The following is a 13,148-nucleotide window of genomic DNA, read 5'->3' as shown; positions in this document are numbered from 1 at the left end:
CACATTTGTCCTGCCAGATCGTGAAAAAACCGTGCGCACGATTGGCGGCGTGACAATATTGTCGAGGAGTTAAGGCTATAATTTTCCTGTCCACTTTGTCGCCAATACCATGCACATCTCTACCGTTACCCTACCTGAAATGAAGCTCGCCGGGCTGCCCCTGGCAGGTCCCTTCTCGGTTCTGGAGGCGGACATGCCGGACATCTGGAGCAGCTTCCTGGAGCGCGAAAGCGAACTGGGCGAGACCAACGGGCTGCGCTACGGCGTGAGCCTGCAAGACAAGGACGGGGTGCACATCGAGTGCGTCGCCGCCGAAGTGAGCGACCTCAACAATCTGCCGCCGGGCATGATCGGGATCCGCATCCCGGAGCGCCGCTACGCGATGCTGACCCACCGTGGGCCGGTGACGCGGGTGCAGGCCACCTACCTGACCGGCTATGCCGCGATCGAGCAGCTGGGCATGGTGCAGGACGAGGAAGGCTGGCGCATCGAACGCTACGACCGCCGCTACACGCCGGCGCTCCACGACGGCAACCGCCCGGACAACGCCTACGACATCCTGATCCCGCTGCTGTAAGTGGGCTGCGCGCGTGCGCAGCCCACGAATATGGTGCCGGTATATTTCCCGACCGCCGGCGCCGGTAGGGCGGCTTGCGCCGCCAGCATCCCTTCCCAAGGACAAGGCCATTCTGCCTGCCGATTGTGACAGGCGTTTGACGGAATGTGCCGGTCAGGGAGCGTCGTCGGCCGGCCGTTCGCCCGGTTCCTCATGGGTCGCGGCGAAAATCGCGCTTTCGGTGGACTGCTCCATGTCCTCGAGGCTGTCCTCGTCGATTTCCGGCGGACTGAGCATGTCGGCGAGCATGGCCCGCAGTTCTGGGGTGTCCCAGTCGATGCCGGCCCGCTCGCAGCGTTCGATGTAGTTCAGCACTTCGCGGTTCTGTGCCGGGCTCAGCGGGAGTCCGTGCCAGGTCTCGCCTGGAGACAATTCGGTTTTCATCATCCACCTCGCTTCGCGGCTGCCTGCCGCGTCCATCCAACTATACGCCGGACAGTGTCATGCAGCGCACGACAGGGCCCCCGAACTGGAATTGCAATACGGCTAACGTGCGCTGTTCCGACCTACCCGGCGCTACACTCGAAAACGCTCGACATCGTGCGATGTCATGCCGTCCGGCGATCCCGGAAAGGCCGCCCATACCATCGAAAAACAGGAGAAGATCATGCAGAAGAACCAGGTCGTCAAGCACTTGCTCGCAATCGGCGCCGTGGCCGCCATGTTCAGCGCCTTCGGCGTGCAGGCCCAGACCAGCGGCCAGAGCGCCCAGTCGATGACGAACCAGAGCGCGGCCGGCAAGCCCAACCTCACCGGCAAGACTGCCGCCGACGGCACCGTCAACAACACCAGCAGCCAGGGCATGGAAGACCGCAGCGCGCAGGCGGGCGCAACCGGCAGCCAGGGCACCACCCGCGCCGAGGGCGCGAAGTCGCACACCGCCGACGCCAGGCATTCCAGCTCGGGCGCATCGGGCGCCGCCGGCGCCACCGCGTCCGGCGCGGCCAAGCTGAGCGCCGTCGACAAGAAGGCGATGACGGACATGGCGATCGCCAACATGGCCGAAGTCGAAACCGGCAAGCTGGCGCTGAGCAAGAGCCAGAATGCCGAGGTGAAGACCTTCGCCCAGCAGATGATCGACGACCACGGCAAGGCCCTGTCCGAACTGCAGACCCTGGCCCAGACCAAGGGCGTGACCCTGCCGACCGAACTCGACGCCAAGCACAAGGCGATGGCGGCCAAGCTGGAAAAACTCACCGGCGACGCATTCGACAAGGAATACATGAAGCAGGCAGGCCTGAAGGACCACAAGGCCACCCATGCCAAGCTGCGGAAGATCAGCAAGAGCGCCAAGGATGCCGACGTGAAGGCCGCGGCCGACAAGACCATCCCGACGGTCGAGCAGCACCTGAAGGCGGCCCAGCAGATGTCGTCGGCCAAGTCCGGCACAACCTCGGGTAAATAAGCGGGGCCGGCCTGCACGCAAGCTACAAGGAGAATTCCATGCAGAAGACACTGCGGCTTCACCATGTTCTCGCGCTGTCCCTGGCCGGCGCGATGTTCGCCGCAGGCGCCGTGCGGGCCCAGGCGACGGCACCGGCCGCGACCGCCGCCGCCGCGGCAGCGAAGACGGCGCCGGCCGCTGCCACGACGACGGCCAGCGCTCCTGCGGCCAAGCTGGACCGCTCGGACCGCAAGGCCCTGACCCAGCTGGCCGAGGCCAACATCGCGGAAATCACTGCCGGCAAGCTGGCCCTGTCCAAGGCGAGCAATCCCGAGGTCAAGGCTTACGCCCAGCGCATGGTCGACGAGCACACCAAGGCCCTGGCCGAGGTCCAGGCGCTGGCCCAGGCCAAGGGCGTCGAGTTGCCGAAGGAGCAGAACGTCACGCACAAGGCCAAGGGGGCGATGCTCGAGGCCCTGAGCGGCGACATCTTCGACCGCACCTACATCAAGCAGTCGGGCCGGCGCGACCACCGCGTCACGCACGAGAAGCTGAAAGACAACATGGACAAGATCAAGGACCCGGACATCAAGGCCCTGGCCATGAAGATGCGTCCAGTCGTCGAGCAGCACCTGCTGGCGGCGGAGGAACTGATCGCCAAGACCGCGCGCGGCGCCACCGGCACCGCGGGCACGCCGGGCAACGACACCAGCACCGCGACCGGCAAGGAACCGACGCCGATGAAGAAGTAGGGACGGTTCAGCTTCCCGGCGCGAGGCCCTTCCATTTGCCTTCGATGCGCTCGATGGCGATCTCGATGCCGACGATCGCCTTGAGCATGCCGTCGATATAGGCCGGCGGCGCATCCGCCACCGACCACGGCTGCGGCTGCGCCGCTTCGTGATGCCGGGTCTGCCCGTGCAGGAAGTCCAGCAGCCAGGCCGGATCGTCCACCGCGCGCAGCCGTCCGTGCACGTGCACCACGTGGTAGTCCCAGGTCGGCACCACCCGCCCGCCGGTGTCGCGCTTTTCCTGCTGGTCGGGCGTCACGTAGGCGGCGGGACCGCGGAACACGGCCAGCACCTGCTGGCCGGCGCGGCGCCAGACCGGGTTCGCGCGCGCCACGTGGGCGCGCAGCAGGCCGTGGCCGTCGCCCGACGTCTCCACGAATTCGAAGGGAAGATGGTCGGCATCCGGCCGCCCGTCATCCTGCGTGACGAGCATGCCCAGCGCATGCTGCCTGATGAGCTCCCGCATGGCTTGCGGGTCCTGCTGGCGGTTGCGGGTCGGCAGGTACATCAGCGCTCCCCCACGACCACAGGAATGATCACAATCGCGGTCTTCAGCGAATTCGCGATATAGCAGCGCGCATGGGCTGCGTGATGCAGGGCGTCCAGGTCTTCAGCGGCGGGCTGGCGCTCGCCTGCGAAGGCGATCGCCGGGCGCAGTTCGATGCGCGTCATCGCGACGCGGCCCTCGCCGTCCTCGCCCAGGTAGCCGATGGCATGGTCGACATAGCTGTCGACCCTGAAGCCGCGCTGGGCCGCGAGCGAGAGGAAAAACAGCATGTGGCAGCTGGCGGCCGCGGCCACCAGGGCTTCTTCCGGATCGACGGCCGCCGGGTCGGACATCGGCAAGGCTACCGACAGCGGCGAGGACGAGGCCGGCACTTGCAGGCCGCCGTCGAACCGCCAGTCATGGGCGCGGCTGTAGCGCCCGTCCAGGAAATCCTGGCCGGCACGTTGCCAGGCCACTTGTGCTTCGAACTCCTTCATCGCTCCTCCATGCTGGTGAAGCCATGATCTTAAGCCTGCCTTTGGCTTGCCCAAAGTGCCAATCTGCGCGAAGATGGGCGTACCAATCATGCACATCCACGACCTGTTTGCTTCCGTGCCGCTCGAGCGCAGCGCGGCCACGCCCCTGTTCCGCCAGCTTTATGCCCGGCTCAAGGACGCCATCCTGCACGGCGGGCTGGCGCCGGGCGCGCGCCTGCCCGCCACGCGCGAGCTGGCGCAACAGCTGCAGGTATCGCGCCAGACCGTGCTCGCCGCCTACGAGCAGCTGACGGCCGAGGGCTACCTGCGCGGCGGGGTCGGGCAGGGCACTTTCGTGGATGCCGCGCTGCCGGTGGCGCGCCAGGCGCCGGCCGCGCCGTCGGTAGCGGCCGGCCTGCTGCGCCCGCTGCCGGAGCGGGGCGCCGCGATGGCCGCCAGCATGGCGCGCGTGCGCTACCACGACGGCCCGGTGCGCGCCTTCCGGCCCAGCATGCCGGGACTGGACCTGTTTCCCTTCGAGGTCTGGCGCAAGCTGGAGATGCGTGCGCTGCGCCGTCCGGGACCGCACCTCGGTTATGGCGCCCCGAGCGGCGACCTGCGCCTGCGCGAACTGCTGTGCGCCTACCTGCGCGCCTCGCGCGGCGTCGACTGCACGCCGGAGCAGGTGATCATCACCTCGGGATCGCAGCAGGCCCTGTACCTGCTCGCGCACCTGCTGCTGGCGCCGGGCGACGGCGTCTGGGTCGAGTCGCCGGGCTACCAGGGCGCCTGCGCGCCGATGACGGTGGCGGGCGCGCGCATCTGCACCGTGCCGGTCGATGCCGAGGGCATGGACGTGGCCTGGGCCGCCTCCCACCATCCGGATGCGCGCATGGTGTTCGCGACGCCGTCGCACCAGCTTCCGCTCGGCGTGACCATGAGCCTGGCCCGCCGCCTCGCGCTGCTGCGCTGGGCCGGCGCCAACAAGGCCTGGATCATCGAAGACGACTACGACAGCGAATACCGCTACACCGGGCCGCCGCTGGCCTCGCTGCAAAGCCTCGACCGTGCCGGCTGCGTGATCTACACCGGGACGCTGTCGAAGGTGCTGTTCCCCGCCCTGCGCCTGGGCTACGTGGTGGCGCCGCCGGCGCTGGCCGAACCGCTGGCCCATGCGAAGGCCGTGGTCGACCGCCACAGCGCCATCCTGCCGCAGATGGTGCTGGCGGACTTCATCGCCGAAGGCCACTTCGCGCGCCACATCCGGCGCACCCGCGATGCGTATGCCGAGCGGCGCGCGGCGCTGTTGGATGCGATCGATGCCCGCCTCGGCGACCGCCTGCGCTGCGGGCCCTCGGATGCGGGGCTCGACCTGTGCCTGCATTTCCGCCGCGGCGCCGATGGGCGCTTCCCGGACGAGGCAAAGGTGGCGCAGGCGGCGCTCGACGCCGGTATCGAGCTGCGTCCGCTCGCCTACTACGCCAACCCGCAGGCCGCGTCCGCGTGCGCGGTCGATCCCGGCCTGGTGCTCGGCTTCTCGGCCGTCGGCCCCGACGACATCCGCCGCGGCATGGAACAGCTGGCCGCGGTGCTGGAGCGGACGGCCTGATTTATACTTCCGCGATGACCACCGCGACCTCTCCCATCCGCTGCTCCTGGGCCAATATGGCCAATCCCCGCTACCTCGCCTACCACGACCACGAGTGGGGCGTGCCCTGCCACGACGAGACCACGCTGTTCGAGATGCTCAACCTCGAAGGCGCGCAGGCCGGCCTGTCCTGGGAGACCATCCTGAACAAGCGCGACAGCTACCGTGCCGCCTTCGACGGCTGGGACGCGTCGACCATCGCGCGCTACGACGAGGCCAAGGTGGCCGAGCTGCTGGCCAATCCGGGCATCGTGCGCAACCGCCTGAAGGTGGCCGCCGCCATCACCAATGCGAAAGCCTACCTGGCGATGCGCGAGCAGGGACTGACGCTGGACGCCTACCTGTGGGGCTGGGTCGACGGCAAGCCGCTCGTCAACGTCTGGCCGGACGGCGCGCGTCCCGCCAAGACCGAGCTGTCCGACCGCATCTCGAAAGACCTGTCCAAGCGTGGCTTCAAGTTCGTCGGCTCGACCATCATCTATGCCTACCTGCAGGGCATCGGCGTGGTGAACGACCACGACAAGGCCTGCTTCTGCTACGCGGGAACTTGAGATGGACCTGCGCGCACACTGGCGCGGCCGCGAGCGCTATACGGTGTTCGACACCGCGTATGGCGACGGCGCCCGGGTGCGCGCGCTGCAGGATGCCTGGCGCGCCGATCCCGCGCGGCCGGCGCGGCTGCACGTCGTGGCGCTTGCAGGGGGACTGCTGCCGGGCTTCCACCGCATTCCGCAGGACGACCCGGGCCTCACGCTGACGCTGCTGGCGGCGCCGCTCGACGAGGCGCTGGCGCAACTGGGCGCGCAGCCCGATCACTTCCGCCTGCAAGGCATCGCCGGAACCGGCTTCGCGCGGCCGCTGGCACGCATCGCCGCGGCCGGCGCGCGCCTGCATGCCGAGGGCCTGGACGTTGAACAGCGCGCGGCGCTGCAGGCGCAGGGCTTCGTCTTCGATGGCGACAGCGGACTCGCGAGCTTCGCCAGCCGCAAGCCGCGCCTGCCGCTGCCGCCGGTGCCGCCGGCAGCGCAGAAGCGCGCCATCGTCCTCGGCGCCGGACTGGCCGGCTCCGCCGCCTGCGCCAGCCTGTGCGCGCGCGGCTGGCAGGTAACGCTGGTCGAGCGCCACCCGGCTCCGGCCATGGAAGCTTCGGGCAACCTGGCCGGCATCTTCATGCCGCTGCTGTCGCGCGACGACAATATCCCCACCCGCCTGACGCGCGCGGCCTACCTGTATGCGCTGCGCGCCTGGCGCCAGCTGGGCGGCGTCGGCAACGCCATCGAAGGTGCGGGCTGCGGCGTGCTGCAACTGGCGCGCGACGCCGGCCATGCCGAAGTCTCGCGCGCCATCGCGCGCGAAGCGCACTATCCGCCGGACTTCGCACGCTGGCTCGAACGCCCAGAGGCCGAAGCGCTGCTCGGGCTGCCCGCACCCGATGGCGGCTGGCTGTTCCCCCAGGGCGGCTGGGCGCGTCCCGGCAGCGTGTGCGAGGCCATGCTGCGGTCCTGCGGCGGTCGGCTGGAACGCCGTTTCGGCGCCGGCACGGTGGCGCTGGTGCGCGAGGGCGACGAATGGCTGGCGCGGGGCGAGGACGGTGCCGTCGTCGCGCGCGCGCCGACCGTGGTGCTGGCCAACGGCGCCGGTGCGCGCAGCCTGGCGCAATCGCACGCGCTGCCGCTGGCCGCGCTGCGCGGGCAGGTGAGCCACCTGGACAGCGGCAGCCTGCCTGCCTTGCCGCTGGTGCTGTGCCGCGAAGCCTACCTGACCCCGGCCGCCGGCGGCATCGCCTGCGCCGGCGCCACCTACGACCTGGATGCCGACCCGCGGCTGCGCATCGCCAGCCACGAAGAGAACCTCGAACGCCTGCGCGGCCTGGTGTCCGACCCCGCCGCGGCCGCGGGTGCGCCGCTGGCCGGCCGCGTGGGCTTCCGCTGCGTGGCCCCGGACCGGCTGCCGCTGGTGGGCCGCCTGCCGGATTTCGCCGCCGCCGGCGCCACCGAGCGCCTGCGCGACGTGCCGCGCCATCCCGGCCTGCACGCGCTGCTCGGCTATGCCTCGCGCGGCCTGATCTGGGCGCCGCTGGCCGCCGAACTGCTGGCCGCGCAGCTGGAGGGCGAACCGCTGCCGCTGGAGATGGCCCTGGTCGACGCGCTCGATCCCGCGCGCTTCGTGCTGCGCGCCCGCCGCTGCAGTGTGTTGCTTTGACGCAAAACGTTACATTCCACCATAAACTGTCAAATCGCGGGCGGTATAATTGACGTAAGGTAATTTTCGGCCGAAAGCCCGGCCACTCAGATGGAAGATCCACACTCGCCCCTGTCCATGTTCCTCGCGTCGACTGCGCACGACATGAAGAATTCGATCAGCGTCCTGTCCGGCACGCTCGAGCGCCTGCTCGTCGACGCCTCGCCCGAGACCGAGAAGGCGTATCCGCAGATGGCGCAGATGCTGTACCAGACGCGCCGCCTGAACGACAACCTGATGCAGCTGCTGGCGCTGTACAAGCACGTGGGCACGCCCGAATACCCGTTCGACGTGCAGCCGCTCGAGGTCGGCCAGCTGGCCGAGCAGGTGGTCGGGCTCGAACGCGTGCTGCTGGAATCGCGCGGCATCCGGCTCGACCTCGATCTCGATCGGGAGCTCGTGTGGCACTTCGATGAAGACCTGATCGTCGGCGTGGTGTCGCATGCGATCAACAATGCCGTGCACTACACCCGGGACCGCATCCTGCTGGTGGCGCGCGAACGCGACGGCTGGCTCGAGATCCGCGTCGAGGACAACGGCGCCGGCTTCCCGGCCACCTTGCTGGAGGCGGGGAGCGAGGCGATGAGCGGCACCGCCTTCGGCGTCAACTTTCTGACCAACAGCGCCGGCCTGGGGCTGCATTTCTCGCGCGAGGTGGCGCGCATGCACCGCCACCGCGAACGCAGCGGCACGGTGCGTCTCGAAAACGGCGGCCGGCTCGGTGGCGGCTGCTTCATCCTGGCGCTGCCATGAATGCCGTCGTGAACAGCTTCGCGGCACCGTCGGCGGACCAGGTCGACTGGGCATCCAAGACCTACCTCGTGGTCGACGATTTCATCGGCGTGCGCCAGTTGCTGCGCGAAGCCCTGCGCAGCCTGGGCGCGCGCAACATCGACCAGGCCTCCAGCGGCGGCGAGGCCATGGGCCTGCTGAACAAGACCCGCTACGACGTGGTGCTGTGCGATTTCAACCTGGGCGAGGGCAAGAACGGCCAGCAGGTGCTGGAAGAGGCCCGCATGCGCAACCTGCTGCTGCCCTCGAGCGTGTTCCTGATGGTGTCGGCCGAAAAAAGCGTCGAGTCGGTGATGGGCGCGGCCGAGCACCAGCCGGACGCCTACCTGGTCAAGCCGATCACCGAAGGCGTGCTGCTCACGCGCCTGAACCGCGTATGGCGCAAGAAGCAGGTGTTCAGCCTGATCGACCAGGCTTATGCCGAGAAGGACTACCTGCGCGCCGCGCGCCTGTGCGACGAGCAGATCGCGGTCAACAAGCCGCACGAGATCGACCTGCTGCGCATGAAGGCGCGGCTGATGGAAAAGAGCGGGGAGCCGGCCAAGGCGCGCGAGACCTACGAGCGCGTCCTCGCCCAGCGCGAGTACCAGTGGGCACGCGCGGGACTGGCCAAGATCCGCATGGCCGACGGCGAGTTCGAGCAGGCGCGCCAGATGTTCCAGACCGTGATCGCCGAGAACCGCTACTACATCGACGCCTACGACCAGCTGGCGCTGGCCTGGCAGAACATGGGCAAGCACGAAGAAGCCCTGAACATCCTCGAGCGCGCCGCCAAGCTGTCGCCCAATTCGGTGCCGCGCCAGCGCAACCTCGGCCAGGCCTGCCTGAAACTGGGGAACGTCGGCATGGCCGAGAAGGCCTTCCGCAAGTGCATCGCGATCGGCGAGTACTCGATTCGCAAGACGCCGGACGCCTACCTCGGCCTGGCGCGCGTGTGCGGCCTGAAGAACGACCCGAAGGAAGCGCTGCAGCTGCTGATCGCGGCCCAGCGCGAGTTCGGCGCGGACCATCCGGACATGGAGCTGCGCACCAAGATCACCGAGGGCCTGGTGTACCACGAGAGCGGCGACTACCGCCGCGCGCGCAAGGCCGGCGACGAGCTGGAAGCGCTGCTGCAGGCGACCCCGGAACGTCCCGACGTGCCGACCTGCCTCGAGATGGCGACCCTGCTGTTCGCGGTCGGCGTCAAGGAAGCACCGGTCGACCTGCTGTGCTACGTGATCCGCAACAACCACGACAACAGCCTGCTGCAGGACGAGGTGCAGCAGATCTTCGAGAAGGCGCGCATGGGCGAGGAAGGCGAAAAGCTGATCCGCGGCGCGCGCAAGGAAGCGATCGACCTGATGAACCAGGGCGTGCTGCTGTGGAAGACCGGCAAGCTGGCCGAGGCGGTCGAATGGATGCGCAACGCGCGCGCGGCGCTGCCGCACAACGTGCGCATCCTGTTCAACTCGGCGCAGATCCTGATCTCGCACATGCAGCAGCGCGGCTACAGCGCCGAGCTGCACGAGGAGGCGCACGGCGTGCTGGGGCACGTGGACCGGGTGCAGCCGGGGCAGCAGCGGTTCGCGCAGCTGATGGAACAGCTGATGGGGCTGGTGCCCAAGGTGGAAGAGGTGCCGGCGGTGACCGAGGCTTCCGCCGCTTGAGTGAGCGCCGCGCACAAGGCGGCGACATCGAGCGCACCATCCTGCCTGCGCGCCGCCGCCATCGCCCCGCCCAGCGCGCACTCCCCGACGTACTGCCCCAGCGCCCGGTAACTCTCGAACTGCGTCTCGTCGAACCACTGGTCCACCGAGCTTTCGTGCGGATACGCCGGGTGCACCTTGCGGTAGTTGAGCAGGTCGGCGTTTTCCTTGCCGACGATGGCCGGTTTCAGGTACAGCAGCGTGCCGTCGACGCCGCCCTGGTTGACCCCGCTGTAGCGCACCGTGCCGACCGCGCAGCTGGACCCGCACAGGCCTGCATCGCCCAGCTGCGCCAGCTTCGAGACGTCGAGGTCGATGCGCACGTGCAGGTCGGTGGCGCACTTGCGGATCGCATTGCCCAGGTCCTCGAAGGCCAGGCGTCCGTCGCTGGCCACGTCCACCGCGATGATCAGGCGGCAGCGCCGCCGCACCAGCTCGTAGATGCCGAGGTTGTCGAAGTGCCCGCCGTCGGACAGGTAGACGTAGCTGGCGTCGGCATTGGTCAGGCCGAACAGCTCGGCCAGGAGGCTGAACAGCCCGACCGGCGGCGAGGACTGCTGCCAGGCCGCCTTGCGCGGATTGGGGCACCAGCGGCCGAGGCGCACGTTAAACATCGTCATCAGGAAGTTCAGCGGCGGCGACGAGTGCGCGCCCATGTTCGGGCTGGCCGCCGCGCCCGAGACCGCGATCGCCATCCCGAGCCGCACGCCGGCGTCGTCGTCGGCCCCGGCGCCCGAGCGCGAACCGTAGGCGTCGGTCGGGCGGTAGCAGCCGCTGACCGATCCCACCGGCAGTTCGAAGCCGCAGTAGCGTGGCGTGAAGGTGAACGAGGCCGCCTTGCGGGTGCGCCAGGCCAGTTCCTCGCCGCCGACCAGGTTGAGCGAGGTATTGATGATGTGGCAGGGCCGCTGCTGCTTCAGGTCCGCCAGCAGCGGGTCGTCGCCCGGGTCGAAGCCGGTGAAGGGATGGGGCTTGCGCGCGCGGCTGCTGGCGCCGAAGTAGGCCCGCACCAGGCGGTTCCGGTACAGCATGTAGAGCGAAAACTTGTTGATGTCGACGCGCCAGCCAAGCAGCAGGGCGGCGCCGAGGAATCCGGCGAAGGCGATCGCCAGGCGGCCGCCGTCGGTCGCTAGGGTGGCGCTGGTGTGGGCGCCGTAGACGCAGGCCAGGGTGACGGCGCCAGGGCAGGCAAGGCGCGGCGGCGCCACCGTCGCCTGCACCAGCGCGCTGAGGAGGGCGAACACGCCGGCGGTGAACACGTAAGGGGCCAGCCTTGCCGCCAGGTCGAGCCGCAGGTCGAGCTGTGACTCGGTGGCGCGGATGCCAGTGGCGCTGCCGCTGCCCGCCTTCAGTCCGAACCAGGTCATGGCCAGCCAGCCCAGCACCGTGCCGGCATGCGACCAGGGGTCGTAGGTGAGCCAGGCCCAGTGCAGCAGCGGCGCCAGGAAGAAAGCCACGCCGAACATCGCGGCCCAGGCCAGCGCGAAGATCCAGGTCCAGGCGCCTTGCCGGCTCCACCATTCGCGGCTGGCGTCGCTGTACATGCGGCCGATCAGGCCGATCATCAGGGTCATGGTGCCGGCGAACAGCGCCATCATGAGCGGCATGCCGAAGCTGGTGAGGGCGATCGCGTTGTTCAGCACCGGGTGCGTGCTCGGGTCGGGCAGCAGCGACAGTCCGACCAGCAGCAGCACCGTGCCGATGGTGAGCGCGCCGAGGGCGCACAGCAGGTGCGACACGCCCTCGACCACCTCGATGCGGGTCACGTCGGCCGAAGGCGGATGCGCCTGCAGGCGCTGCTGCACGGCGAGGGCGACGGCCAGCAGCACCAGCACGGCGCACAGCACCGACAGGCCGATCACCACATGGAAGCTGGTGTCCGGCGCCATCAGCCGCAGCATGGTTTCGGGCGCGAAGGCGCGCGCCGCCGCGCACAGCACCGCCATCACCGCCACGAAGGCCGCGGCGCAGAAGGTGTAGCCGGCGCGCCGGTAGACGCTGGTGCGGTCGTGCGCCAGGTACCAGCCGATCGCCCACACCACGAAGTACACGAAGCCGGGCGCCAGCAGCCAGTAGGCGCGTCCCTGCAGCTGGGCCGGCAGCATGCCCGATTCCCAGAACGGCAGCTCGCCGCCGTGCCGCCACAGGCCCACGCTGCCGAGGAAGCCCGCCAGCAGCAGCGGCAGGTTGATCCACCAGAGCACCGCCCCCTGCGACAGCGGAAAGCGGCGCCGCCCGCGCGAGCCGGTGGGCTTGCTGGAGATGCTCAGGGCGATGCAGAACACGGCGAACAGGAACAGCAGCACCCCGGCCATCCAGGCCAGGTCGGCATGCCTGGCCCAGGCCCCGCCCGGGTCGACGATGCGGTGCACCGCCCAGACGGCGACGCGCGGCAGCAGGAGCAGGGCGCACAGCCAGGCGACCAGCATGGTCAGGTTCAGCCCGGTGTTGCGGATGTAGGTGCCGATCAGGGTCCAGGTGTCGGCGCTGAACATGCCGCCGCGCGGCGACAGGTAGTTGCTGTACTGGCGCAGGAAGCGGATCGCCGGCGCCTCGGCGCTGCCGCTCGGGGGGGCCAGCATCTCCTCCACCTTGCGCACGTCGCCGCCCTGTTCGTGGATGCACTTCGACAGCCAGCCGCCGATGAAGCCGCCGCCGGAGACGGTGGACAGGTAGTCGAGGTGGCGCAGCAGCCCCTGCGCCGCCAATGCTTGCAGCACGCCGAGCCCGAAGGTGGCGCTGCGCACGCCGCCGCCGGACAGCGCCAGTCCGACCATCCCGGCCTGGTGGGCACGCGCCGTGATGTCGGTGTCGGGGGCGCTGTCGGGATCCGGACGCAGCAGCGCGAGCTCGTCGAGGAAGACATCGTGGAAGGTGGCTCCGCTGACCTCGTCGAGGCGCTGCATGGTCGCTTCGTCCAGCACGCCGCGGCCTGCGATGCCCTCGCGCCGGCGGAACTCGACGATCGCCTCGGCCAGCTCGCCCAGCGTGCAGGCATGCGCCGGCGGGCGGCAGGCGGCCGCCT

11 protein-coding genes and 1 pseudogene are annotated in these 13,148 nt (G+C 69.4%); 8 read left to right on the top strand and 4 right to left on the bottom strand.

Features of this window, described 5'->3' with window-relative positions:
* Positions 1-109: 109 nt before the first annotated feature.
* Positions 110-577 carry a GyrI-like domain-containing protein gene (locus AC56LK_RS21360; RefSeq protein ID WP_436107788.1) on the top strand — a complete coding sequence of 156 codons (468 nt, stop codon included), beginning with the start codon at positions 110-112 and terminating at the stop codon, positions 575-577.
* 153 nt (positions 578-730) lie between these two features.
* Here the strand turns inward: AC56LK_RS21360 and AC56LK_RS21355 are convergent, their stop codons facing one another.
* On the bottom strand, positions 731-1,003 hold the full coding sequence (locus tag AC56LK_RS21355; protein WP_497186482.1) for a hypothetical protein: 273 nt from the start codon (positions 1,001-1,003) through the stop codon (positions 731-733).
* Between the two features lie 220 nt (positions 1,004-1,223).
* On the opposite strand from AC56LK_RS21355, the gene AC56LK_RS21350 reads away from it, so the two are divergent.
* Positions 1,224-2,021 (top strand): DUF4142 domain-containing protein, encoded by a 798-nt coding sequence (locus AC56LK_RS21350; protein WP_497186481.1) that lies wholly within the window; start codon positions 1,224-1,226, stop codon positions 2,019-2,021.
* Positions 2,022-2,059: 38 nt separating this feature from the next.
* A complete protein-coding gene (locus AC56LK_RS21345) occupies positions 2,060-2,752 on the top strand; it encodes a DUF4142 domain-containing protein (protein WP_497186480.1) in 693 nt (230 codons plus the stop codon).
* A 7-nt stretch (positions 2,753-2,759) separates the two neighbouring features.
* Here AC56LK_RS21345 and AC56LK_RS21340 read toward each other — a convergent pair whose 3' ends face one another.
* Together AC56LK_RS21340 and AC56LK_RS21335 are read right to left on the bottom strand one after the other, a co-directional pair.
* A complete protein-coding gene (locus AC56LK_RS21340) occupies positions 2,760-3,299 on the bottom strand; it encodes an FMN-binding negative transcriptional regulator (protein WP_497186479.1) in 540 nt (179 codons plus the stop codon).
* A complete protein-coding gene (locus tag AC56LK_RS21335; protein WP_497186478.1) occupies positions 3,299-3,775 on the bottom strand; it encodes an OsmC family protein in 477 nt (158 codons plus the stop codon). The genes AC56LK_RS21340 and AC56LK_RS21335 overlap by 1 nt, the downstream gene beginning before the upstream one ends.
* Before the next feature lie 88 nt (positions 3,776-3,863).
* On the opposite strand from AC56LK_RS21335, the gene pdxR reads away from it, so the two are divergent.
* From pdxR to AC56LK_RS21310, 5 genes are all read left to right on the top strand, one after another.
* Positions 3,864-5,363, top strand: a complete 1,500-nt coding sequence (pdxR, locus tag AC56LK_RS21330; RefSeq protein ID WP_497186477.1) for a MocR-like pyridoxine biosynthesis transcription factor PdxR — start codon at positions 3,864-3,866, stop codon at positions 5,361-5,363.
* 56 nt (positions 5,364-5,419) lie between these two features.
* Positions 5,420-5,953: a DNA-3-methyladenine glycosylase I gene (locus AC56LK_RS21325; RefSeq protein ID WP_497186476.1), complete on the top strand. Its 534-nt coding sequence runs from the start codon at positions 5,420-5,422 to the stop codon at positions 5,951-5,953.
* Between the two features lies 1 nt (position 5,954).
* Positions 5,955-7,604, top strand: a complete 1,650-nt coding sequence (mnmC1, locus tag AC56LK_RS21320) for an FAD-dependent 5-carboxymethylaminomethyl-2-thiouridine(34) oxidoreductase MnmC1 (protein ID WP_497186475.1) — start codon at positions 5,955-5,957, stop codon at positions 7,602-7,604.
* Positions 7,605-7,694: 90 nt separating this feature from the next.
* Entirely contained in the window at positions 7,695-8,396 is a 702-nt protein-coding gene (locus AC56LK_RS21315) for a sensor histidine kinase (RefSeq protein ID WP_497186474.1), read from the top strand.
* Complete coding sequence (locus AC56LK_RS21310; protein WP_497186473.1) at positions 8,393-10,084, top strand: response regulator; 1,692 nt, start codon at positions 8,393-8,395, stop codon at positions 10,082-10,084. Before AC56LK_RS21315 ends, AC56LK_RS21310 begins: the two co-directional genes overlap by 4 nt.
* 2,672 nt (positions 10,085-12,756) lie before the next feature.
* Here AC56LK_RS21310 and AC56LK_RS21305 read toward each other — a convergent pair.
* Positions 12,757-12,900: pseudogene (locus AC56LK_RS21305) on the bottom strand (patatin-like phospholipase family protein); the annotation flags it as partial.
* Positions 12,901-13,148: the final 248 nt, after the last annotated feature.

This window comes from Telluria sp. ZB4P36, from assembly GCF_059685865.1.
This window is presented reverse-complemented; position numbering and strand designations above follow the sequence as displayed.